At 73.8% G+C, this 22,607-nt stretch carries 20 protein-coding genes; 9 read left to right on the forward strand and 11 right to left on the reverse strand.

The genetic code is table 11. The features are described 5' to 3' along the window. Positions 1-37: 37 nt before the first annotated feature. Positions 38-991: a zinc-binding dehydrogenase gene (locus ACIA5A_RS02710; protein ID WP_396755680.1), complete on the forward strand. Its 954-nt coding sequence runs from the start codon at positions 38-40 to the stop codon at positions 989-991. A 59-nt stretch (positions 992-1,050) separates the two neighbouring features. On the opposite strand, the gene ACIA5A_RS02715 is transcribed toward ACIA5A_RS02710, so the two are convergent. The 3 genes from ACIA5A_RS02715 to ACIA5A_RS02725 all read right to left on the reverse strand — a co-directional run bounded on the left by ACIA5A_RS02715 (position 1,051) and on the right by ACIA5A_RS02725 (position 3,806). Beyond that, on the reverse strand, positions 1,051-2,016 hold the full coding sequence (locus ACIA5A_RS02715; RefSeq protein ID WP_396755682.1) for an alpha/beta hydrolase family protein: 966 nt from the start codon (positions 2,014-2,016) through the stop codon (positions 1,051-1,053). A gap of 95 nt (positions 2,017-2,111) precedes the next feature. Further along, entirely contained in the window at positions 2,112-2,642 is a 531-nt protein-coding gene (locus tag ACIA5A_RS02720; protein ID WP_396755684.1) for a nucleotidyltransferase domain-containing protein, read from the reverse strand. An 87-nt stretch (positions 2,643-2,729) separates the two neighbouring features. Further along, the gene (locus ACIA5A_RS02725) at positions 2,730-3,806 is read right to left on the reverse strand and encodes an alpha/beta hydrolase (RefSeq protein ID WP_396755686.1); all 1,077 of its coding nucleotides are present in this window, start codon (positions 3,804-3,806) and stop codon (positions 2,730-2,732) included. 181 nt (positions 3,807-3,987) lie between these two features. On the opposite strand from ACIA5A_RS02725, the gene ACIA5A_RS02730 reads away from it, so the two are divergent. Continuing rightward, on the forward strand, positions 3,988-4,161 hold the full coding sequence (locus tag ACIA5A_RS02730; RefSeq protein ID WP_396755688.1) for a hypothetical protein: 174 nt from the start codon (positions 3,988-3,990) through the stop codon (positions 4,159-4,161). Between the two features lie 28 nt (positions 4,162-4,189). Here the strand turns inward: ACIA5A_RS02730 and ACIA5A_RS02735 are convergent, their stop codons facing one another. From ACIA5A_RS02735 to ACIA5A_RS02770, 8 genes are all read right to left on the reverse strand, one after another. Continuing rightward, entirely contained in the window at positions 4,190-5,299 is a 1,110-nt protein-coding gene (locus ACIA5A_RS02735) for an acetate/propionate family kinase (protein WP_396755690.1), read from the reverse strand. After that, positions 5,300-7,363 carry a phosphate acetyltransferase gene (gene pta / locus ACIA5A_RS02740; RefSeq protein WP_396755692.1) on the reverse strand — a complete coding sequence of 688 codons (2,064 nt, stop codon included), beginning with the start codon at positions 7,361-7,363 and terminating at the stop codon, positions 5,300-5,302. It abuts the gene before it with no gap. 97 nt (positions 7,364-7,460) lie between these two features. Then, a complete protein-coding gene (locus ACIA5A_RS02745; RefSeq protein WP_396755694.1) occupies positions 7,461-8,171 on the reverse strand; it encodes a DUF998 domain-containing protein in 711 nt (236 codons plus the stop codon). A gap of 47 nt (positions 8,172-8,218) precedes the next feature. After that, positions 8,219-8,398 (reverse strand): DUF6104 family protein, encoded by a 180-nt coding sequence (locus ACIA5A_RS02750; protein ID WP_181570103.1) that lies wholly within the window; start codon positions 8,396-8,398, stop codon positions 8,219-8,221. Between the two features lie 66 nt (positions 8,399-8,464). Then, positions 8,465-12,199 (reverse strand): multifunctional oxoglutarate decarboxylase/oxoglutarate dehydrogenase thiamine pyrophosphate-binding subunit/dihydrolipoyllysine-residue succinyltransferase subunit, encoded by a 3,735-nt coding sequence (locus ACIA5A_RS02755; RefSeq protein ID WP_396755696.1) that lies wholly within the window; start codon positions 12,197-12,199, stop codon positions 8,465-8,467. A gap of 257 nt (positions 12,200-12,456) precedes the next feature. Then, a complete protein-coding gene (locus tag ACIA5A_RS02760; RefSeq protein ID WP_396755698.1) occupies positions 12,457-13,284 on the reverse strand; it encodes an ABC transporter permease in 828 nt (275 codons plus the stop codon). Next, entirely contained in the window at positions 13,281-14,222 is a 942-nt protein-coding gene (locus tag ACIA5A_RS02765; RefSeq protein WP_396755700.1) for an ABC transporter ATP-binding protein, read from the reverse strand. Before ACIA5A_RS02765 ends, ACIA5A_RS02760 begins: the two co-directional genes overlap by 4 nt. Before the next feature lie 137 nt (positions 14,223-14,359). Then, on the reverse strand, positions 14,360-15,034 hold the full coding sequence (locus ACIA5A_RS02770; protein WP_396755702.1) for a hypothetical protein: 675 nt from the start codon (positions 15,032-15,034) through the stop codon (positions 14,360-14,362). Between the two features lie 141 nt (positions 15,035-15,175). Between ACIA5A_RS02770 and ACIA5A_RS02775 the strand changes: the two genes are divergently transcribed. From ACIA5A_RS02775 to ACIA5A_RS02805, 7 genes are all read left to right on the forward strand, one after another. Continuing rightward, positions 15,176-15,952, forward strand: a complete 777-nt coding sequence (locus ACIA5A_RS02775; RefSeq protein ID WP_396755704.1) for a GNAT family N-acetyltransferase — start codon at positions 15,176-15,178, stop codon at positions 15,950-15,952. Next, complete coding sequence (locus tag ACIA5A_RS02780) at positions 15,949-16,848, forward strand: lysophospholipid acyltransferase family protein (protein WP_396755706.1); 900 nt, start codon at positions 15,949-15,951, stop codon at positions 16,846-16,848. Before ACIA5A_RS02775 ends, ACIA5A_RS02780 begins: the two co-directional genes overlap by 4 nt. Before the next feature lie 289 nt (positions 16,849-17,137). After that, complete coding sequence (locus ACIA5A_RS02785; protein ID WP_396755708.1) at positions 17,138-17,977, forward strand: DUF4097 family beta strand repeat-containing protein; 840 nt, start codon at positions 17,138-17,140, stop codon at positions 17,975-17,977. Then, positions 17,974-18,594: a PadR family transcriptional regulator gene (locus ACIA5A_RS02790; RefSeq protein WP_396755710.1), complete on the forward strand. Its 621-nt coding sequence runs from the start codon at positions 17,974-17,976 to the stop codon at positions 18,592-18,594. Before ACIA5A_RS02785 ends, ACIA5A_RS02790 begins: the two co-directional genes overlap by 4 nt. 63 nt (positions 18,595-18,657) lie before the next feature. Continuing rightward, a complete protein-coding gene (locus ACIA5A_RS02795) occupies positions 18,658-19,359 on the forward strand; it encodes a response regulator transcription factor (protein WP_396755712.1) in 702 nt (233 codons plus the stop codon). Continuing rightward, positions 19,356-20,903, forward strand: a complete 1,548-nt coding sequence (locus ACIA5A_RS02800; RefSeq protein WP_396755714.1) for a sensor histidine kinase — start codon at positions 19,356-19,358, stop codon at positions 20,901-20,903. Before ACIA5A_RS02795 ends, ACIA5A_RS02800 begins: the two co-directional genes overlap by 4 nt. 62 nt (positions 20,904-20,965) lie before the next feature. After that, the gene (locus tag ACIA5A_RS02805) at positions 20,966-22,480 is read left to right on the forward strand and encodes a trypsin-like peptidase domain-containing protein (protein WP_396755716.1); all 1,515 of its coding nucleotides are present in this window, start codon (positions 20,966-20,968) and stop codon (positions 22,478-22,480) included. Positions 22,481-22,607 lie beyond the last annotated feature (127 nt).

Raw genomic sequence — 22,607 nt, forward strand, 5'->3', positions numbered from 1 at the left:
CTTCTTAACGCCCGCTCAGCTTGTTACCGTGCCGATCATGCGTGCTGCCTATGCCTCGGCCTTCGACGCCGACAACCCGCTCGCCGCGCTCACCGTCGGCGACCGTCCCGAGCCGACCCCACCGCAGGACGACTGGGTCACCGTGCGGGTGCGGGCCAGCTCGCTGAACCACCACGACCTCTGGTCGCTGCGCGGCGTGGGCCTGACCCCCGGCCAGCTCCCGATGATCCTGGGCTGCGACGCGGTCGGCACCGACCCGGACGGCAACGAGATGGTCATCTACCCGGTGGTGCCCACCCCGGGCGACCCGCGCGGGGTCTCCATCCTCTCCGAGCACTACCAGGGCACGTTCGCCGAGCTGGTCGCCGTACCCCGGATGAACCTGCTGCCGCTGCCCGACGGCCTGTCGGCCACCGACGCGGCGTGCCTGCCCACGGCCTGGCTCACCGCGTGGCGGATGCTCACCACCAAGGGCCGCGTCGCCGACGGCGAGTCGGTGCTGGTCCAGGGCGCCGGGGGCGGCGTGGCCACCGCGGCCGTCGCGCTCGCCGTCGCGCTCGGCAAGCGGGTGTACGCGACCAGCCGCGACGCCGCCAAGCGGGAGCGGATCGCCGAGCTGGGCGCCACCGCGCTGGAGCCCGGCGCCCGGCTGCCCGAGCGGGTGGACGTGGTGGTCGAGACGGTCGGCGCGGCCACCTTCGACCACTCGCTGAAGTCGGCCGCCCCGATGGCCCGGATCGTGGTCTCCGGCGCCACCGCCGGGCACGAGCCCAAGGTCAACCTGCGTCGCGTCTTCGCCATGCAACTGGAGATCCTCGGCACCTCCATGGGCACCCCGGACGAGCTGGCCGAACTGCTCGCGTTCTGCGCCGAGCACGGCGTCCGGCCGGTGGTGGACCGGGTGGTGCCGTTCAGCCGGATCGACGAGGCGTTCGCGCGGCTGCACTCCGGCGAGGTCTTCGGCAAGGTGGTCGTCGACCACACGGCGTGAGGCAGGCGTGTTAAGCGGGGCCCCCTCCTCTACCGCAGGCGTTAAGAAGGGGCCCCGCCCTACAACCGGTCGTCGAGGGTGGCCAGGCCGCCACGGGTGGCGTCGGCCGGGAGGCGGCTCTTCGCGGTGGGGTCGCCGTAGAGCGTCCAGCGGAGGAACTCGACAGTGGTGTCCGCGACCACCCGCAGCGCCTTCCCGTCACCGAGCAACGCCCGGCCGTGGTCGCCCTTCGGCAGGCTGAGCATCGCCTTCGGCCACGGCACCGCGTCGAAGACCGCCTTGCCGGCGGCGTACGACACCACCTCGTCCGCCTCGCCGTGCACGAACAACTGCGGCGCGGCGGCGCCGGCGAACGCGGTGCCCACGCCGAGCGCCGTGCCGGCGAACACGATCCCCGCGTCCAGCCGCTCGTCCCGCCCGGTGGTGAACAACCCGATCGTGGTCACCCCGCCGGCGCTGTGCCCGGTCGCCGCCACCCGCTCCGGATCCAGCCGGCCGCGCAGCGGGTCACCAGCCGTCTCGCCGAGCGCGAGCACCCTGGTCAACACGTACGACACGTCGGCCGGCTGGTTGAGCACGTCCAGCGGGTTGCCGTCGCCGCCCCGGCCGGTGTGCGGGAAACGCGGCGCGGCGACCACGAACCCGGCCGCCGCCCAGCGGGTCAGCAACACCTGGTAGTCCTCCGGGCGCGCGCCGAGGCCGTGGCTGAACAACACCACCGGGAACCGCCCGCCGGCCGCCGGGGCGGACCGCTGGGCCGGGCCGCCGGTCGCGCCCGTCGCCGGGTACCAGAGCGTCACCGGCAAGGGGCGGTCGCCGCCGCGGTTCAGCTTCACCTGGCGTACGCCGACCGCGAAGCTCTTCGTGGGCGCCCTGCCGGCGGCCACTCGCGGCGCGGGTGTGCCGGCCTGCGGCGAGGCGTCCGGACCGGGCCGCCCGGCCGGGGCGGCCGGCGGCTCCGAGCAGCCGGCCAGACCGGCGCCGAGCAGCGCGGCGGCAACCAGGGCAACGGGACGACGACGCATGCCCCCGATTGTGCCTCGCGTGAAGGAGGGGCCCCTTATTAACGCCTCCGGTAGAGGCGGGGACCCCTCTCAACACCTCGTGGGCGGTGCGGCGGTCAGGCCGGGCGGTCGCCGGCCGACGCCCGGAGGCGGGCCAGGTCGTCGGCGTCCTTGGCGCGTCGGGGGCGCTCCGGCATCCAGACCGGGAACATCTCCTTGAACTCGATCTGCGCGGTGACACTGATCACCGGCGCCACGAGCGACCCGACCCGGCCGGGCGGGGCGGCCAGCATCCCGTCCGGCAGGGCGGTGCCCGCCCACGGCCCGGCGCCGACGACCACCCGGCCGGCCGGATCCCGGTCCAGGTAGGCGAAGCTCACCTCCACGTCGCCCCGGAGCAGGTCGAGCTGGGTGGTGGCCGGCATCCGCGGGTCGGGACGCCAGCCCTGGCCACCGAGCCGGTCGGCCAGGCGGCCGGCGTCGTGCCGCCAGCAGTACCAGTCGACGTCGACGTGCGGGCGGCTCACCGCGCCGAGGTGGAAGTCCATCGCCCAGCCACCGCGCAACCAGACCTCGATCCCGGTCGCTTCGGCCAGCTCGACGACCTCCCGGATCGCGTCCAGTTGCCGCTGCTCCAGCCCGTCCATCGCGCCACGCTACCGCCGACGGGCCCCCTGCTTGACGCCTGCGGTGGCGGAGAGGGCCCCGCCTGACACCCGAGGCGCCCGGCGGGATCAGCCGGGGAAGGCGCGGGTGGTGAAGGTGGTGACGCCGGGCGCGGTGGCGTCGGCGGGGAGGCGGCGCAGCGCTGCCCGGTCGCCGTAGAGCGTCCACCGGAGGAAGTCGGTGGTGGTGGCGAGCACCTGCGGGAAGCCCGCTCGGCCCGGGCCCAGGTACTCGCCGTGGCCCTGGCCGCGCAGGCTGAGGAAGGCGGCCGGTCCGAGACAGCGGGCGTACGCGGCCCGGCCGATCGACTGCGGAACGATCCGGTCGGCGGTGCCGTGCACGAACAGCACCGGCGCCATCGGCCGGACCGGGCCGACGACCGGCCGGCCGCCGGCGATCACGATGCCCGCCCGCAACGGGACCGGTGGCGCGGACGCGAACATGCCGAGGGTGGTGTGGCCGCCCGCCGAGTGCCCGGCGGCGGCGAGCCGGTCCATGGCGAGGTGCGTGCCGAGCGGATCACCGGGGCGGGTGCTCAGCCGGACGAGGTGGCGGACCAGCCGCCAGGCGTCGGCGGGTTGGTTACGGACGTCCTCGCGGCTGAAGTTCCGGGCCCACCGGTTGGTACGCGGATAGGCGGGCGCGACCACCACCAGCCCGGCGGCCGCCCAGCGGCTGGTCAGCGGCGCGTGCAGCGCGGGCAGGCTGCGCAGCCCGTGGCTGTAGAGGACCACCGGAAACCGCCCGGCGGCCACGGGCGCCCCGGCCCACACCCTCGGCCCGGTCCCGGTGCGGGGCGCGACGGCCGGCCGATCCGACCCGGCCCGGCCGGGGGAGGGCGACGTGCCGGCGGGGACGTCGGCGGCCGGGGACGACGTGTCGGGGGACCCGTCGACGGCCGGGCCGTGGGAGGGCGGGACGTTGACGGTCGGGCCGGCAGAGGGCGGATCCACCGGGTACCAGACGGTGACCGGCAGCGGCCGGGGGCCGTCCGGGTCGACGGTGAACTGCCGCATGCCCACCGCGTACGGGCGCTCGGGCGCGGGCCGGACGGCGGCCGGGACGGGGTCGGAGGTGGCGACGGCCGGCCCGCAGCCGGCCAGCAGCGCCGTCGTCAGCGCGGCCACCAGCCGCTGCCCCCTCACCCCTGCACGGTAGGCAGCCGAGAGGGCCGCCCGCGCCCGCCGTCCGGGCCGGCTGCCCCCGCCGGCCGGCCGGGCGGAGCCTCCACCGACCGGGCGGGTTCGGCGGCGACGGTCGCCCGGGTCCTCGGGTGACGGCCCGGCGGGGCCCTCGGGCCGGGCCGGCTTCGCTAGGGTCACGCGCATGACTGAGAACTACACCGACCCGAGCGGCAACACGGCGCAGTTCCGTGCCTTCGTCGACGCGCCCGAGTCGGCCGCGGCGGCGCCCACCCCGTCCCGGCTGCCGCTGATCGTCGGCGCCGGCGTGGCCGCCGTGGTCGTCGTCGCCCTGGTCGCCTGGCTCGCGCTGGGCTGAGCTGTTCCGCGCGGCGCCGGGCCGGGATTCAGGCGAGCACCTCACGGGTCTCGCGGGCGATCTCCCGCTCCTCGTCGGTGCCGATCACCAGCACCGTGACCTCCGTGCCGTCGGGGGAGACGACCCGGTCGCCCGTACCGTCGTTGCGGGCCGGGTCGACGGCGATGCCGAGCCGTTCCAGCCCGGCCAGCGACGCGGCCCGGACCGCCGGGGCGTGCTCACCGACCCCGGCGGTGAACGCGACCGCGTCGACCCGCCCGAGCAGCGCGTAGTACGCGCCGACGTAGCCGGTGATCCGGCGGCAGTAGACGTCGAACGCCAGCGCCGCCGCCGGGTCGCCGGCGTCGCGCCGGGCCAGCACCTCCCGCATGTCGTTGACGCCGGTGAGCCCGAGCAGGCCGCTGCGGTGGTTGAGCAGGTCGTCGATCTCGTCCACGCCCATCCTGCCCGCACGGCGCAGGTGGAAGATGACTGTCGGGTCGAGGTCGCCGCTGCGGGTGCCCATGACCAGGCCCTCCAGCGGGGACATGCCCATCGAGGTGGCGACGCTGCGACCGCCCTGGACCGCGCACGCGCTGGCCCCGTTGCCCAGGTGCAGCGTGATGGTGTTCAGCTCCGGGTACGGCCGGTCCAGCAGTTCGGCGGCCCGCCGCGAGACGTACGCGTGCGAGGTGCCGTGGAAGCCGTACCGGCGCACGTCGTACCGTTCGGCGGTGGCCCGGTCGATCGCGTAGGTGGCGGCGGCCTCGGGCAGTGTGTGGTGGAACGCGGTGTCGAAGACCGCGACCTGCGGGGTGTCCGGCAGCGCCTCCCGGGCGACCCGGATCCCGGCCAGGTTGGCCGGGTTGTGCAGCGGGGCGAGCGGGACCAGCTCCTCGATCGCGGCGACCACCGCGTCGTCGATCAGCACCGGCGCGCTGAACCGCCGCCCGCCGTGCACCACCCGGTGCCCGACGCCGGCCAGCCCGCTGAGGTCGAGCCGGTCGATGATCTCCCGGACCGCGCTCTCGTGGTCGGCCGGCCCGCCGCCCGGCTCGCCGACCCGCTCCACGGTGCCCTTGTCGAGGACGTCGTCGCCGTCGTAGAGCCGGTACTTGACCGACGAGGATCCGGTGTTGAGGACCAGGATGCGGCTCATCTACGACGCCTCCGTGGCGGCCTGGATGGCGGTGATCGCCACCGTGTTGACGATGTCCGGCACGGTGGCGCCCCTCGACAGGTCGTTGACCGGCCGACGCAGGCCCTGCATGACCGGGCCGACCGCGACCGCGCGGGCCGAGCGCTGCACCGCCTTGTAGGTGTTGTTGCCGGTGTTCAGGTCCGGGAAGATGAACACGGTGGCCCGTCCCGCCACCGGGCTGTCCGGCAGCTTGGTGGCCGCGACCTGCGGGTCGATCGCCGCGTCGTACTGGATCGGGCCCTCGACCAGCAGGTCGGGCCGGCGGTCCCGGACCAGCTTGGTGGCCGCCGCGACCTTCTCCACGTCCGCGCCGGCGCCGGAGCTGCCGGTGGAGTAGGACAACATCGCCACCCGGGGTTCGATGCCGAACCGGGCCGCGGTGTCGGCCGACGAGATGGCGATGTCGGCGAGCTGGGCGGCGTCCGGGTCCGGGTTGACCGCGCAGTCGCCGTAGACCAGCACCCGGTCGGCGAGCAGCATGAAGAAGACGCTGGAGGCGACCGAGACGCCCGGCACGGTGCGGATGATCTCGAAGGCCGGGCGGATGGTGGCCGCCGTGGTGTGGGTGGCCCCGGAGACCATCCCGTCGGCGCGTCCGGCCTGCACCATCAGGGTGCCGAAGTAGTTGGGCTGGGCCACCACGTCGTACGCCAGCTCCGGCGTCACGCCGCGGTGGGCGCGCAGCTTCGCGTACGCCTCGGCGAACTCGTCCCGCCACTCGCTCGTCGCCGGGTCGACCACCTGCGCGTCAGCCAGGTCGACGCCCAGCTCCCGGGTGCGGCGGGCGACCTCGTCGGGGCGGCCGAGCAGGGTGAGGTCGGCGACGCCCCGGCGCAGCAGCACCTCCGCCGCGCGCAGGATCCGCTCCTCGGTGCCCTCGGGCAGCACCAGCCGGCGACGTCGGGCCCGGGCCCGGTCGATCAGGTCGTTCTCGAACATCAGCGGGGTGACCCGCGCGGACCGGGTGACCCGTAGCCGGCGGGCCAGGTCGTCGGTGTCCACGCACCGCTCGAACGCGCCGAGCGCGGCCTCCACCTTGCGCGGGTTGGCGGTGCTCGGGCGACCCTCGATCCGGCTGGACGCCTCGACCGTGTCGTAGCTGTCGCTGGCCACCGAGAGCACGGCCAGCCCGGTGTTCATCCGCTCCACCAGCCGCATCGCCCGGGGGTCGGGCTGCTCGCCGAGCGTGAGCACCAGCCCGGCCAGCGAGACCTGCCCGGCCACGTGCGCGGCGCCGGCGGCCACCAGCAGGTCGGCCCGGTCACCCGGGGTGATCACCAGCGCCCCGTCGGTGAGGTGGCCGAGCAGGGTCGGCACGTGCGCGGCGCCGACCACGTAGTCGAGCACGTCGCGGTCGAGCGCGGCCCGGTCGCCGGCGAGCCGGGTGGCGCCGAGCGCCGCCGCCACCTCGGCCACCGTCGGCGCCGACACGGTCGGCACCTCCGGGATGGCGTACGCGGGGACCGGCAGCTCGGGCAGCGCCGTCGGCTCGGGCACCCGGTTGGCGACCACCGCCACCACCGTCGCGCCCAGGTCGGCGAGATCGTGGTACGCGCCGCGCGCCGCCGCCGCGATCGCCTCCGGCGACTGCCCGAACCCGTCCACCACGGGCACCACGACGCTGCCGAACTCGGTCGCGAGGCGGGCGTTGAAGGCAAGCTCGCGGGGGCCGGCGCCGTCGCCGTCGGCGAAGTCGCTGCCGACCACCACGACCGCCGGGCAACGCCGTTCCACCTCCCGGTAGCGGGTGACGATCCGCGAGATCAGCTCCTCCCGCCGGCCGTTCGCGACCAGCTCGGTGGCCTCGGCGTAGGTCACGCCGTGCAACTCGTCGACCGGCAGCTCCACCCGGTAGCGCTCGGTGAGCAGGGCCAGGATCGGGTCGGTGCCGTCGCCGGCGACCAGCGGCCGGAACGCGGCGATCCGCCCGACCTGTCGGGACAGCAGCTCGGCCAGCCCGAGCGCCACCGTGGACTTTCCCCCGCCCGACCCCACGCTGGTCAGGTACACGCTGCGCGCCACGCCCTCACGCTACAAGATCGCCGGTACCCCCGCTCAGGTCCTCGGACCCGCCCCCGTGCCCCCGCTCCTCGCACAGATCTTGCAGTTTCGGCCCTCGTCATGCGTGGTTCGCACCGTTCGTCGGGGCGACAAGTGCAAGATCGCGAGGGCCAGGCGGGGGGTCGGCGGCGCGGAGCAGGGCGTCGGACTTCGCCACCCAGGCGGCGCCGAACGCGAACACGGCGAGCGTCTCGCACCACAGCACCGGTTTGACGGTGTGCCGGACGTCCTCCGGGAGCAGCGTGCTGGCCAGCGCGAGCACGATCGCCAGCACGATGAGCCCGCCGCAGGTCCGGTAGAAGACCACCGCCGAGCGGCGCGGCGGCACGCCTGCGGTGTCCGGGCGGACGAACAGCACCAGGCAGAAGACCGCGAGCACTGCGAAGAGGCCGGCGGCGGCGACCTGGTGCACCACGCCGACGGTACGGTCGAGCTGGTCGACGGTGGTGACCGGCGCCCCGGTGGTGGTGGGGAACAGCGCCACGGTGACCGCCAGGACGCCGGCCACGGTGCCGAGCACGTCCTCCGGCCGGCGGTAGCGGTAGCCGATCAGGAAGACGCCGACGGCGCACATCGAGCCGACGAAGACGTCCCGCATCTCGGAGTGGTAGTAGCCGCTGAGCGAGTCCAGCAGGGTGAGTCGCCGGGTGGCGGCCATGTGGCCGACCACCAGCACGACGGGCAGCGCGAGGCCTACCGATCCGACACCGAGGCGCAGGTGGCGTACCGTCACCGCGTCCTGCGGCGGTTTGTGGCTCCCGGGGTTCATACCTCAACAGTGGACGTCACGCAGCGGAACTAGTCAAATGCGAACTGTCACTCGTCATCGGGGTCGTCGAGGCGCGCCAGCCAGGTGGCGAACCGCTCGATCGGAGTCTCGAACTCCGGGTTCAGGTCGACGAAGTCGCGCAGGCGCTCGCCCAGCCACTCCAGGCTGACCTGCTCGTCGCCCCGGCGCTCGACCAGTTCCTCGATGCCACGGTCGGTGAAGTACACGGTCGTCCTCTCGTCGTACGGCAGCGGCCCGCCCCGGTGCCGGGACGGGCCGCTGCCGGCGGTGGGTCACGGGCGGGGGAGAGCCGCCTCGATCAGCGCGTTCTGCTCGACCTCGTGCATCTTGGCCGAGCCGACCGCCGGGGCGGCGGCGGACGGGCGGGAGATGCGACGCAGCCGGACCTCGGGCAGGTGCTCCAGGAGGTTGAGCGCGACGAACGACCAGGCGCCCTGGTTGGCCGGCTCCTCCTGGACCCAGGCGAAGTCCTCGGCGTTCGGGTACTGGGCGAGCGCGGCCCGCACCTCCTCCACCGGGAGCGGGTAGAGCTGCTCCATCCGGAGGATCACGGTGTCGGTGACGCCGCGCTCCTGCCGGGCCTGGAACAGGTCGTAGTAGACCTTGCCCGAGCAGAGCAGCACCCGCTTCACCTGCTCCGGCGCCGGGGCGCCGGTGTCGGCCAGCACCGGCTGGAACGTGCCCGTGGTGAAGTCCTCCACCGGCGACACGCACAGCTTGTGCCGCAGCAGCGACTTCGGCGTGAAGACCACGAGCGGCTTGCGCTTGGGCGACAGCGCCTGGCGGCGCAGCAGGTGGAAGTAGCTCGCCGGGGTGGTCGGGATGGCCACCCGCATGTTGTCCTCGGCGCAGAGCTGGAGGAACCGCTCCGGGCGGCCGGAGGTGTGGTCCGGCCCCTGACCCTCGTGGCCGTGCGGCAGCAGCAGGGTGACCGCGGAGCGCTGGCCCCACTTCACCTCGCCGGACGAGATGAACTCGTCGATCACCGACTGGGCGCCGTTGACGAAGTCACCGAACTGGGCCTCCCAGGCCACCAGCGCGTTGACGTTCTCCACCGAGTAGCCGTACTCGAAGCCCATGGCGGCGTACTCCGAGAGCAGCGAGTCGTGGACGAAGAAGCGGGACCGCTCGCCGTCGGCGGTGAACGTCTTCAGCGGCAGGTAGTCGTCGCCGGTGCGGGCGTCGACGACCGAGGCGTGCCGCTGGACGAACGTGCCGCGGCGCGAGTCCTGCCCGGCGAGCCGGACGGTGACGCCGTCGTGCAGCAGCGAGCCGAACGCGATGATCTCGCCGAAGCCCCAGTCGATGTTGCCCTCGACGGACATCTTCCGGCGGCGCTCCAGCAGTTGCTGGATGCGCTTGTGCGGGGTGAAGCCCTCGGGCAGGTTGACGTGCGCCTCGCCGATCGCCTTCACCACGGAGGCGTCGGTGGCGGTGTCGACCTGCGGCTCCGGCTCCTCCTCGCGCTTCGGGCGGCCGAGCTGGCGCGGCGTGGTCGCCGCGTCGCGGGTGGCCTTGAAGACGCGTTCGAGCTGGGCCTGGTAGTCGCGCAGCAACTCCTCGGCGTCCTCCACGGTGATGTCACCGCGCCCGATCAGCTCCTCGGTGTAGAGCTTGCGGACCGACCGCTTCGAGTCGATGATCTTGTACATCTGGGGGTTGGACATCGACGGGTCGTCGCCCTCGTTGTGCCCGCGCCGCCGGTAGCAGACCAGGTCGATGACGACGTCCTTGTTGAACGCCTGGCGGTATTCGAACGCGAGCCGGGCGACCCGGACGACCGCCTCCGGGTCGTCGCCGTTGACGTGGAAGATCGGCGCCTGGATCATCCGGGCCACGTCGGTGCTGTAGAGGCTGGACCGGCTGTATTCCGGGGCGGTGGTGAAGCCGACCTGGTTGTTGACCACCACGTGCACGGTGCCGCCGGTGCGGTAGCCGCGGAGCTGGGACAGGTTGAGCGTCTCGGCGACCACGCCCTGCCCGGCGAAGGCGGCGTCACCGTGCACCGCCAGCGGCAGCACGGTGTAGCCCTCCAGCTTGAGGTCGATCCGGTCCTGCTTGGCCCGGACGATGCCCTCCAGCACCGGGTCGACGGCCTCCAGGTGCGACGGGTTCGCCACCACCGACACCTTGACCGCGTGCTCGCCGTCCGGGGTGCTGAACTTGCCGTTCTGGCCGAGGTGGTACTTCACGTCGCCCGAGCCCTGCGTGGACCGCGGGTCGAGGTGCCCCTCGAACTCGGAGAAGATCTTCTCGTACGGCTTGCCGACGATGTTGGCCAGCACGTTGAGCCGGCCCCGGTGGGCCATGCCGATGACGACCTCGTCCAGCCCGGCCTCGGCGGAGGACTCCAGCACCTCGCCGAGCAGCGGGATCAGCGACTCGCCGCCCTCCAGCGAGAAGCGCTTCTGGCCCACGTACTTCGTCTGCAGGAACGTCTCGAACGCCTCGGCGGCGTTGAGCCGGTTGAGCACGTGCTTCTGCTCGTCGGAGCCGGGCTTCTCATATTTCCGCTCGACCCGCTCCTGGATCCAGCGCCGCTCCTCCGGGTCCTGGATGTGCATGTACTCGATGCCGACCCGGCGGCAGTAGGAGTCGCGCAGCACGCCGAGGATCGAGCGCAGCTTCATCCGCTGCTGGCCGGCGAAGCCGTTGACCGGGAAGACCCGGTCCAGGTCCCACAGGGTCAGCCCGTGCTGGAGCACGTCCAGGTCGGGGTGCTTGCGGATCTCGAACTCGAGCGGGTCGGTGTCGGCCATCAGGTGGCCGCGCACCCGGTACGCGTGGATCAGCTCGTGCACCCGCGCGGTCTTGTTGATCTGGCCCTCGCTGTCGACGGCCACGTCCCGCATCCAGCGCACCGGCTCGTACGGGATGCGCAGCGAGGTGAAGATCTCGTCGTAGAAGCCGCGTTCGCCGAGCATCAGCTCGTGCATGACCTTGAGGAACTCGCCGGACTGCGCGCCCTGGATGATCCGGTGGTCGTACGTGCTGGTCAGCGTGATCACCTTGCTGACCGCGAGGTCGGCCAGGGTGGCCTCGCTCATGCCCTGGTAGGGCGCCGGGTATTCCATCGCGCCGACGCCGATGATGGCGCTCTGCCCCTGCATGAGGCGCGGGATCGAGTGCACCGTGCCGATGCCGCCCGGGTTGGTCAGCGAGATGGTGGTGCCGGAGTAGTCCTCCATGGTCAGCTCGTTGCGGCGGGCGCGCCGGACCACGTCCTCGTACGCCTGCCAGAACTGCCGGAAGTCCATCTGCTCGCAGGCCTTGATGGACGGCACGACCAGGTTGCGGGAGCCGTCCGGCTTGGCCAGGTCGATGGCGATGCCGAGGTTGACGTGCTCGGGGCGGAGCATCGCGGGCTTGCCGTCGACCTCGGCGAAGGAGTTGTTCATCTCCGGGTGCTCGACGAGCGCCCGGACCATCGCGTAGCCGACGAGGTGGGTGAAGCTCACCTTGCCGCCCCGGCCCCGGGCCAGGTGGTTGTTGATCACGATGCGGTTGTCGACGAGCAGCTTCGCCGGGACCGCGCGCACGCTGGTGGCGGTCGGCACGGCGAGCGAGGCGTCCATGTTCTGGACGATCTTCGCGGCCACGCCGCGCAGCGGGGTGGTGCCGGCGGCGCTCGCGGCCGGCGCCTTGGCGGCCGGCTTGGCCGGGGCCGCCTTCTTGGCCGGGGCCGGCTCGGCGGTCTTCGCCGCCGGCTTGGCGGCGGGCTTCTCGGCCGGCTTGGCCGGCGCGGCCTTGGCGGCCGGCTTCTCGGTGACCGTGGCCACCGCCTCCTGCTGCTCGGCGGGCTCCGGCTTCGCGGCCGGGGCGGCCGGCTTCTCCGGGCGCGGGGTGGCGGCGCCGGGCGCCGGCCGGTAGTCGGCGAAGAAGTCGTGCCATGCCGAGTCGACGCTCGACGGGTCGGCGAGGTAGCGCTGGTACATCTCCTCGACGATCCACTCGTTCGGGCCGAAACCCGCCAGTGGGTTCTCCTGCGATGTCTGCTGGGTCGACACGGCCGCTAATCGCCTCTTTCACGCGGTTGTGAATGTCACGCGGTGGGCTCCCGCGCCCGATTCGCCGGGCACAGGAGACGGATCCCAGGCTACGCCGTGCGATTGCCGCGGGCATTCTCGCCTCCGGCTGGTGGCCCGTTTCACAGAAGATGCCAGAAGTTCGGCAAACGCTGCGTGGTCCGCCGACTCCTGCTAGACGACGACGGGCCCCGCCCGGTGACGCAGGGTCACCGGCCGGGGCCCGGGTCACGCCAGGCTCAGGAGATGTCGCGCCGCCGGATGGTCAGCACGCCGATCACGCCGGTCACCACCGCGTAGCCGATCAGCACCGCGGCGCCGGCCCACTGCGGCGGGTTGCCTGGGATGTCGGTGTCGCCGCCCACCATCAGGCTGGAAGCCAGCGACGGCACCAGGAGCTGGAGCTTGCTGATCCAGTCGCCGAACCGCTGCGCCAGCAGCCCGATGGCGATGGCCGCGCCGATGGTGCCGCCCAGGTAGAGCAGGATGCCGGTCACGGTCGCGCCGATCTGGCTCCGGATCAGCACGCCGAGCCCGACGCCGAGCACCGACCACAGCAGGTAGGCCAGCCCGTTGAGCGCGATTGCGCGCCAGACCACGCCGCTGCCGAGTTGCGGGTCGACGTCCACCGCGTTCAGGATCAACGGCGCGAAGATCAGGTTGAGCGCCGTGGTGACGATCCAGAACAGCAGCGCCAGCACGCCGGCGGCGGCCAACTTCGCCAGCATCACCGCGGTGCGGTGCGGCGCGGTGAGGAACGTGGTGGTCACCGTCTGGTGGAAGAACTCGCTGGTCACCACCACGATGCCGAGCAGCATCACGATGAGCAGCCCGAAGAACTGCCCGTTGGTGTAGAGGTTGGCGGCCAGGTTGTCAGCCGCGCCGGCGGCCTGGATCTGATCGGCCTGCTCGCCGGCCGCCTCGCCCACGTTTCCGCTGGCCAAGGCGTCGGTCTGCAGGTAGTTGAAGAACAGCGCGAGCCCCCACAGCGGGAGGGTGATCAGACCGAAGATCCACCAGGTGCTGGTGGTACGGATCTTGAGCAGTTCGGATCGGACCAGCGTCATCGGATCTCCGCCTTTCCGGCCGTCAGCTCCAGGAAGACCCCTTCGAGGTCGGGACGTTCGGTGGTCAGCTCGTGCAGCTCGACCTTCGCGGCCAGCGCGATCCGACCCACGGTCGGCGCGTCCACGCCGCTGACCAGCAGTGCGCCGTGCGGGTCGGCGTCCACCGTGGCGGACTGCTCGCGCAGCGCCGCGGTCAGCTCGTCGGCCTGCGGGGTGCGCACCCGCACCCGGGCGCCGTGCGTCATCGAGCCCATCACCTGCTCGACCGGACCCTGCCGGACCAGCTTGCCGGCCGCGATGATCACCACGTCGTCGGCGAGGAGCTGCATCTCGGAGAGCAGGTGGCTGGAGACCAGCACCGTCCGGCCCTCGGCGGCCAGCCCCTTGAGGAAGCCCCGCATCCAGCGGATGCCCTCCGGGTCCAGGCCGTTGGCCGGTTCGTCCAGGATCAGCACCTGCGGGTTGCCGAGCATCGCGGCGGCGATCCCGAGGCGCTGCTTCATGCCCAGCGAGTAGCCCTTGAACTTGCGCTTCGCCGCCGGGGAGAGCCCGACCAGGGCGAGCGCCTCGTCCGCCCGCTCCTTCGGCAGCCCGGCCGCCGCGCAGATCACCCGCAGGTGGTTGATCCCGGTGCGGCCCTTGTGCGCGCTCGACGCCTCCAGCACCGCGCCCACCGTGCGCAGCGGGTCGGTCAGGTCGGCGTACCGGTGGCCGCCGATGGTCGCCGTGCCGGCGGTCGGCGTGACCAGGTTGAGCAACATGCGCAGCGTGGTCGTCTTACCCGCGCCGTTCGGGCCGAGGAAGCCGGTGACCCGGCCCGGCTCGACGGTGAACGACAGGTTGTCGACCGCGCGGACGTTCTTGTACTGCTTGGTCAAGCCGGACACGATGATCTGGCCGGTCGCGGCGTTGGGGCGTGGCTGCCCGTCGGACATCATTCTCCTCTCCTGCCCCGGCGTGCTCGACGCACGCCGGTGGGGGCGCCGTTGCGGGGGCGCCCCGCACAGCCTTCCAACCCGCCGCAAGGGGGTCAATCAGGCGGGATGTGTACGCGCCGTCCTCCTCAGGGAGGAGATCACCCGGTCGGCAGCGCGACCCAGGTGGCGCGGGCCCGGCCCAGCAGCGCGCCGTCCGGCCCGTACAGGCTGGTGTGCACCTCGGCCCGCCGCCCCTCGCCACCCACCGCGAGACCTGTCACCACGCACGCGTCGCCGGGCCGTGGCAGCGCCGTGACCTGCGCGGCGATCCGGCCCAGCACGTACGGGCGGCCGGCGGAGAGCACCGCCCACCCGCCCGGGCAGTCCAGCGCCGCCCAGACCGTCGCGGGCACCACCTCGGCGGGCGCGCGGAACGGCGCGGCGGTCCGCCCGTCCGGCAGTCGGCCGGGAAAGATCCGCAGTCCGTCCGGGTGGTCCGGGCCGCAGACGTAGCAGCGGGGGAACGGGTGGTCCACCAACCCTGGGTACGCCCGCGCGGCCTCCTCGGCGGTGGCCGGGTCCACCGGCGGCACCACCGCGTCGACCGGCCCGACCCGGCGTACCTCGGCGACCAGCCGGCCCTGCGGGTCGCGCACCTCGCCGTCGGCGGCGGTCAGCGGGGTGTCCAGCGGCGGCGGCCGGCGCAGCGTGACCTCCACCGGCCCCCGGTCGCCGAGCGACGCGGCGAAGATGCCGGCGCTCCAGCCGCCGTTGCCGGAGCCGTCCGGTCCGTGGAAACGGGCCTCGACCAGCACGTGCACCTCCGGGGTCACCTCCGCCGGCGTCGTCGCGGCGGTCGCCCGGCAGCCTCGCACACCCGCCGGCCCGGTGCCGCACGCCGCCGCCGACCGGCGTTCACCGGATCGACACCCCTCACCCCGGGCACGGCAACCCGTGGCCCTTACACAGGACCCATGGCCGTTCTGCACGCCGCTGGCGCACCCATCACGACCAGCGGTTACACCCTGCTGATCGCCGACGACCCGACACTGGTCGCGGCCGCGCAACGCCTGCGCCACGAGGTGTTCGCCGGGGAACTCGGCGCTACCCTGCCGCCCGGCGCCGCCGGGCTCGACACCGACGAGTTCGACACGCACTGCGACCACCTGGTGGTGCTCCGCGAGGACACCGGCGAGGTGGTCGGCACCTACCGGCTGCTGCCCCCGGGCCGCACCGACCGGCGCTACGCCGACGGCGAGTTCGACCTGGGCCCGCTGGCCCCGCTCCGCGGCGACCTGGTCGAGGCCGGCCGCTCCTGCGTGCACCCGGACCACCGCACCGGCGCGGTGATCAACCTGATGTGGGCCGGCATCTGCCGCTACCTGCACCTGCGCGGCTCGCGTTGGCTCGGCGGCTGCGCCTCGGTGTCGGTCGCCGACGGCGGTGTCGCCGCGGCCGAGGTGTGGGCGCAGGTCACCGACCGGCACCTCGCCCCGCCGCCGCTGCGGGTCACCCCGCACCGGCCGTGGTTCGCCGAGGCGCCGGCCGTCGACCCGGCCCCGCTCACCCCGGCCGAACGGCGGGCGCTCGTGCCGCCGCTGCTCCGCGGCTACCTGCGGCTCGGCGCCTGGGTGGCCGGCGAGCCGGCGTACGACAGGGACTTCGGCTGCGCCGACTTCTACGTGCTGTTCTCGCTGGACCGGATGAACCCGCGCCACCTGCGGCACTTCCTCGGCGAGGTGGGACCGTGACGCTGCTGGTGGGCGCCGTTCGCCCGAGCCCGGCCGGCGACGGCCTGTGGCGGCCCGCCTCCGGGTGCGGGCCGGAGTGCCTGCCGCCGCCCGCCGCACCGGACGTGTCCGCGACGCGCCGCGTCGGCCGGCTGCTCGGCGTACTCGGAATGCTCCTGGCCGGGGTCGGCCTGGCCGCGCTGCTGCCGGTGCTGCCGGCCGCCGACCGGCGGGCCGCGCTGCGCGGCTGGGCCCGCGGCACGCTCCGCGCGCTCGGCGTGCGGCTGGTGGTCCGGGGCCGGCCGCCGCGTCGCCGCGCGCTGCTTGTCGCCAACCACGTCTCCTGGCTGGACGTGCTCGCGGTGCTGGCGGTGTCGCCGGCCCGGATGCTGGCCAAGCGGGAGGTCCGGGGCTGGCCGCTGGTGGGCGCGCTGGCCGCGGCGGCGGGCACCGTCTTCGTGGACCGGTCCCGGCCGCGTGCGCTGCCGGCCACCGTCGCCCGGGTGGCGGACGCGCTGCGCGCCGGGCAACCGGTGGCGGTGTTCCCGGAGGGTACGACCTGGTGCGGCGTGGCGGCCGGCTGCCGTCCCGGCGGTGGCTTCCGCCCGGCGATGTTCGAGGCGGCGGTCGTGACCGGCGCGCCGGTGGTGCCGCTGACCGTCGCCTACCGGTACGCGGGCGACCCGAGCACGCTGCCCGCGTTCCTCGGTGCGGAGACGCTCTGGGCGTCGGTCCGCCGGGTGCTGGCCGCCCGGGACCTGACCGTGGCGGTGACCGTGTCCGCCGCGCTGCATCCCGCGGACGGGGCGGACCGGCGGCTGCTGGCCCGCACCGCCGAGTCCTCGATCCACCGCCTCCCCCCGTCCCCTACTGCCCTCCACCCCAGCTCCAGCCCCGGCCTCGCCCTGGCCGCCTGACACCCCTCCCACCCCGCCTCCCACCCACCCCGCCTCCCGCGCTCCCCAGCCGGCCAACTTCATGATCACCGCGCCCGTCCCGCCCGGCGCCGCGTGTACCCCGGGCCGGGATGATCAAGGGGTTTGTGTCGAGTGTGGGGCGTCGGCGTGACGTGGAACTCCTTGATCACCGGCGGTTGCGGGTGGGGCAGAGACGCGACACAGTCTTGTTCAGTCGCGATGTATCGCGTTATGCTGCTCTCGTTGCGCGGCGGGTCGTGGGACGCGTCGGGGGTGAGGGGAGGACGCGATGGCCAGGTGGACTGTCGACGGGCCGAAGCGGATCACGCTGGACGAGCCGGTCACCCGGCTGGACGTCCGGCTGGTCAGCGGTCGGCTCAACGTGGTCGGCACCGACGGCCCGGCCCGGGTCGACGTCACCCGGATCAGCCGCCGGCCGCTCGTTGTCGAGCTGCGCGACGGGCGCCTCAGCATCCGGCACGAGCCGTTCCCCCGCTGGCCGGGCGTGCTCTGGTGGCTGGGCCAGCTCCGCCGCCGGTTCCGCGCCGAGGTGTCGGTCGCCGTGCCGGCCCAGGCGCTGGCCGACCTGCACCTGGTCGACGGCGCGCTGGTCGCCTCCGGGCTGCGGCGCGACACCCGGGTCGACGTCACCTCCGGCCAGGTCACCCTGATGGGGCTGCGCGGGCGCACCAGCGCCAAGGTGGTCTCCGGCCCGGTGGAGGCGCTCGGCATCGGCGGCGACCTCGACCTGGAGACGGTCTCCGGCGAGCTGATCCTGGCCGACAGCGCGCCCGACCGGGTCCGCGCCCACGCGGTCTCCGGCTCGATCACCTGCGACCTGGACAATCCCCGGGGCAGCGAGATCAAGCTCAGCGCCATCTCCGGCAGCATCACCGTCCGGGTCCGCGAGGACAGCGACCTGAGCGTCCACCTGCACACCACCTCCGGCCGCATCACCAGCGGCTTCCCGCAGATCTGCGGCGGCCAGCACGGCTTCGGCGCGGTCAAGGACAGCCACGGGGTGCTCGGCGCGGGCGCGGGTAAGCTCTGGGCGTCCGCGACGTCCGGCAGCATCGCGCTACTGGCCCGCCCGGTCGCGGACGCCGACGACCGGGAGGACCTGCCGTGACCGCCGTGTTCAGCCACGGGCGGCTCCGGCTCTATCTGCTCAAGCTCCTCGACGACGGACCGAAGCACGGCTACGAGTTGATCCGCCTGCTGGAGGAGCGCTTCCTCGGGCTCTACGCGCCCAGCGCCGGCACCATCTACCCCCGCCTGCAACGGCTGGAGGTGGAGCAGTTGGTCACGCACACCGCGGCGGGCGGGCGCAAGGTCTACGAGATCACCGAGGCCGGGCGGGCCGAGCTGCGGCAGCGCGCCGACGAGCTGAGCACGCTGGAGGCCGACATCAGCGCCTCCGTCGAGGACCTCTCCGCGCTGGCCGGCGAGATCCGCACCGAGGTGCGCGGCTCCACCCGCGACCTGAAACGGGAACTGCGCGAGGTGACCCGGCAGACCCGCCAGGGCCGCTGGACGCCGCCGCCGACCGTCCGGGCCGGGAGCAACGGGGGCGGGGCCCGCGCCGCCGAGTCGCCGCTGCTGGCCGAGTTCGACAATCGGCTGGCCGCGTTCACCGTCGAGGTCGGCGCGCTGGTGCGGGCCGGACGGCTCAGCGACAACCAGCTCCGGACCGCGATCCGGCTGCTCGACGGCGCGCTCGACGGGCTGCGCCGACTGCTCCGCTGATCTCACAGGTTGTTTCCAGCTTCCGCCCAGCGCGACCGCAGCCGGAGCACGGATGATGGGGCCATGGCGGCTACCCAGACCGAGGCCCGACTGCTCGTCGTCGAGGACGACCCGAACATCCTCGAACTGCTCTCCGCGAGCCTGCGCTTCGCGGGGTTCGACGTGGCCACCGCGACCAGCGGCAGCGCGGCGCTGCACGCCGCCAAGGACCACCGGCCCGACCTGGTCGTGCTCGACGTGATGCTGCCCGACCTCGACGGCTTCGAGGTCATCCGGATGCTCCGCGAGGGCGGTACGCGTACCCCGGTGGTGTTCCTGACCGCGCGGGACGCCACCGACGACAAGATCCGAGGGCTGACCCTGGGCGGCGACGACTACGTCACCAAGCCGTTCAGCCTGGAGGAGCTGACCGCCCGGATCCGGGCCGTGCTGCGGCGCACCGCGACCGGCGAGCAGACCCCGTCCCGGCTCACGTTCGCCGACCTGGAGCTGGACGAGGAGACCCACGAGGTGCACCGCGCCGGCCAGCGGGTGCAGCTCTCGCCTACCGAGTTCAAGCTGCTGCGCTACCTGATGCTCAACGCCAACCGGGTGCTCAGCAAGGCGCAGATCCTCGACCACGTGTGGAACTACGACTTCCGCGGTGACGACAACATCGTCGAGTCCTACATCTCCTACCTGCGCCGCAAGGTCGACAACACCCAGCCCCGGCTCATCCACACCCTGCGTGGGGTCGGCTACGTGCTGCGCAAGCCGGCGGCGTGAACGCGGTCCACGACGCGAAGGGCTGGCTGCGGGGGATCCCGCTGCGGCTCAAGCTGGTCACCGCCGTGCTGGCCCTGGTGGCCGGCGCACTGCTGGTGATCACCGTCTCCACCGCCTACTTCCTGCACAACTACCTCGTTGGCCGGATCGACGGTGAGCTGGACGACCAGTTCAAGCGCGGCGTGCGGGTGGACGTGAACGCCAGCCAGAACGGCCTGCCCACCGACTACTTCGCCAGCCAGTGGGACCGCCGCAGCCAGAACGCGTACGTCCGCCAGGACGGGTCCCTGGTGGTGGACGACCTGCCGGCCGGGCTCCAGCAGGCCGACTGGTACCTCAAGCACGCCGACGGGGCGGCCTTCACCGAGGAGGGCGCGGACAAGCGGGTCCGCTGGCGGCTCGCGGTGCGTCAGGTCGACCAGAACACGTACGTGGCGGTCGGGCAGAACCTCGACGACGTCGACCTGTCGGTGCGCCAGCTTCTCTGGATCGACCTGCTCGCCGGCGGGGCGGTGCTGATCATCCTGGCGTCGGTCGGGGCGGGCATCGTGCGTACCAGTCTCAAGCCGCTGGTGGAGATCGAGCGGACCGCGGCGGCCATCGCCGGCGGTGACCTGACCCGGCGGGTGCCCGACCCGGAGGAGGGGCGGGCCTGCCCGACGTCCGAGCTGGGCCGGCTCTCCCGGGCGCTGAACGCGATGCTGGCGCAGATCGAGGCCGCGTTCACCGCGCGGGCCGCCTCCGAGGCGGCGGCCCGCAGCGCCGAGACGGGCGCCCGGGACGCCGCCGCGTTGGCGCAGGCGTCCGAGGCGCGGGCCCGCCGGTCCGAGGAGCGGATGCGGCAGTTCATCGCCGACGCTTCGCACGAGTTGCGGACGCCGCTGACCACGATCCGTGGCTTCGCCGAGCTGTACCGGCAGGGCGCGGCGCGGGCTCCCGAGCAGACCGCCGACCTGCTGCGCCGCATCGAGGACGAGGCGTCCCGGATGGGGCTGCTGGTCGAGGACCTGCTGCTGCTGGCGCGGATGGACCGGGAACGGCCGATCGCGTTGGCCCCGGTGGAGCTGCCGGTGCTGGCGTCCGACGCGGTGGAGGCGGCCCGGGTGGTCGACCCGGACCGGCGGATCGAGCTGGAGCGGGAGCCGGGGGCCGGCCCGCTCGTGGTGCTCGGCGACGACGCCCGGCTGCGGCAGGTGATCGGCAACCTGATGACCAACGCGCTCACCCACACCCCGTCGGACGCCGCGGTCACGCTGCGGCTGCGGGCCGAGCCGGGGAACCTCGCCGTGGTGGAGGTGGCCGACACCGGCCCCGGTCTCACCCCGGAGCAGGCCGAGCGGGTCTTCGAGCGGTTCTACCGGGTGGACGCCGCCCGGACCCGCCGGGCCGGCGGGCCGACCAGCACCGGTCTCGGCCTGGCCATCGTCGCCGCGCTGGTGGCGGCGCACCACGGCACGGTGGAGGCGGTGGAGACGCCGGGCGGCGGGGCCACCTTCCGGGTGAAGCTGCCGCTGCTGCCCGAGGCGGGCGAGCCCGGCGAGTGACTTACAGAAAACATTCAGGCGGATTCCAGGCTGGTGACAGTGCCACGGGGAAAGCTGTAGGCATGACCGACCACGAGACCGAGCCGCAGCGGTCGCCGGCACCTGCCGACGCCGAGCCGTCGCACCACACCGCCGAGCTGCCCCGCGTCCAGAGCGGGACATCGGACTCCACCACCCCGGCCGCCGGGCCGGTTCCGGCCGACTCCCCGGCCGCCGGAACCGCCGCCCCCGGCGACACCTCGGCCAGCCCGTACGCGCCCGCGTCCGGCGCGCCCGCCAACCCGTACGCCCCAGCCAGCCCGTACGCCCCGCAGTACCCGACCTCGGGGCAGCAGCCGCACCCCTGGTACGGCCAGCAGCAGCACGGCGGCTGGGCCCAGCAGGGCAACGCCGGCTACCCGTCGGCGCAGCCGGCCGGCGGCCCGGTGCCGAGCTACCAGGCGCAGCCCGGGCAGCACCCGTATCAGCAGCACCAGCACCAGGCCGGCCAGCCGCTCCCGCCGTGGGGGCCGCAGCAGCCGGCGCGGCCGAGCCGGGCCGGCAAGTTCGTCGGCGCGGGCGCGCTGGCGCTGGCCCTGATGCTCGGCTCGGGCGTGGCCGGCGGCGCGCTGGCGCTCGCCCTCGACGACGGCGGCGGGGTCACCCGCACCTACTCCGCCGCCCCGGTGATCAACAGCGCCGACCTGCCCAAGATCGCGGCGTCCGTCCAGGACAGCATCGTCACGATCATGACGGACAGCGGTGAGGGCTCCGGGGTGATCCTCAGCGCCGACGGTTTCGTGCTGACCAACAACCACGTGGTCGCCTCCGCCAGCGGTGACACGGTGAAGGTGGTCTTCGCCGACGGCAAGACCGCCACGGCGAAGATCGTCGGGACCGACCCGAAGACCGACCTCGCGGTGGTCAAGGCCAGCGGCGTGAGCGACCTGAAGGCGGCGAAGTTCGGCGACAGCGACGGCATGCAGGTCGGCGACCAGGTGCTCGCGCTGGGCAGCCCGCTCGGCCTGCAGGGTTCGGTGACCGCCGGCATCCTCAGCGCCCGCGACCGCACCATCTCCGCCGGTGAGGGCGGTCAGCAGCAGCAGAGCCCGCAGGGCGCCAGCTCGATCTCCGGGCTGCTGCAGACCGACGCCCCGATCAACCCGGGCAACTCCGGTGGGGCGCTGGTCAACACCCGGGGCGAGGTGATCGGCATCAACACCGCGATCGCCACCGCCGGGCAGGGCAGCAACGGCAACATCGGCGTCGGCTTCGCCATCCCGAGCAACAAGGCCAAGGACGTGGCCGAGAAGCTCCAGCGCGGCGAGAAGATCAGCCACCCGTCGCTCGGGGTCAGCGTGAACGCGGCCGAGGACGGCGGCGCGCTGGTCGCCGCGGTCACCCCGGGCAGCGCCGCCGAGAAGGCGGGGCTCCAGCGGGGCGACGTGATCACCAAGTTCGGCGACAAGGCGGTCAACGACTCCAACGATCTGGTCGGCGCGGTGCAGGCCGGCAAGGTCGGCGACCGGGTCGAGATCCAGTTCAAGCGAAACGGATCCGACGAGAAGGCAACCGTGACGCTCGCCGAGACGTCATAGTCCGCAAGACCTGCCTCCCTCCCGGGCGGGGGGGGGGGGGGCCCGGGGGGGGGGGGGGGGCGGGGGGGCCCCCCCCCCCCCGCCCGGCCCCGCGCCCCGGGCACGCGCCGGGGCCCGCCGCGCCCGG

The sequence above is a fragment of the Micromonospora sp. NPDC051300 genome (genome assembly GCF_044455315.1).
GTDB lineage: Bacteria > Actinomycetota > Actinomycetes > Mycobacteriales > Micromonosporaceae > Micromonospora > Micromonospora robiginosa.

Bases quoted from the DNA above. Each gene is read 5' to 3' on its own strand.
- ACIA5A_RS02745 (WP_396755694.1), bottom strand. From the start codon at position 8,171: ATGAACCCCGGGAGCCACAAACCGCCGCAGGACGCGGTGACGGTACGC.
- ACIA5A_RS02760 (WP_396755698.1), bottom strand. From the start codon at position 13,284: ATGACGCTGGTCCGATCCGAACTGCTCAAGATCCGTACCACCAGCACC.
- ACIA5A_RS02775 (WP_396755704.1), top strand. From the start codon at position 15,176: ATGGCCGTTCTGCACGCCGCTGGCGCACCCATCACGACCAGCGGTTAC.
- ACIA5A_RS02715 (WP_396755682.1), bottom strand. From the start codon at position 2,016: ATGCGTCGTCGTCCCGTTGCCCTGGTTGCCGCCGCGCTGCTCGGCGCC.
- ACIA5A_RS02805 (WP_396755716.1), top strand. From the start codon at position 20,966: ATGACCGACCACGAGACCGAGCCGCAGCGGTCGCCGGCACCTGCCGAC.
- ACIA5A_RS02720 (WP_396755684.1), bottom strand. From the start codon at position 2,642: ATGGACGGGCTGGAGCAGCGGCAACTGGACGCGATCCGGGAGGTCGTC.
- ACIA5A_RS02795 (WP_396755712.1), top strand. From the start codon at position 18,658: ATGGCGGCTACCCAGACCGAGGCCCGACTGCTCGTCGTCGAGGACGAC.
- ACIA5A_RS02735 (WP_396755690.1), bottom strand. From the start codon at position 5,299: ATGAGCCGCATCCTGGTCCTCAACACCGGATCCTCGTCGGTCAAGTAC.
- ACIA5A_RS02710 (WP_396755680.1), top strand. From the start codon at position 38: ATGCGTGCTGCCTATGCCTCGGCCTTCGACGCCGACAACCCGCTCGCC.
- ACIA5A_RS02765 (WP_396755700.1), bottom strand. From the start codon at position 14,222: ATGATGTCCGACGGGCAGCCACGCCCCAACGCCGCGACCGGCCAGATC.
- ACIA5A_RS02785 (WP_396755708.1), top strand. From the start codon at position 17,138: ATGGCCAGGTGGACTGTCGACGGGCCGAAGCGGATCACGCTGGACGAG.
- ACIA5A_RS02730 (WP_396755688.1), top strand. From the start codon at position 3,988: ATGACTGAGAACTACACCGACCCGAGCGGCAACACGGCGCAGTTCCGT.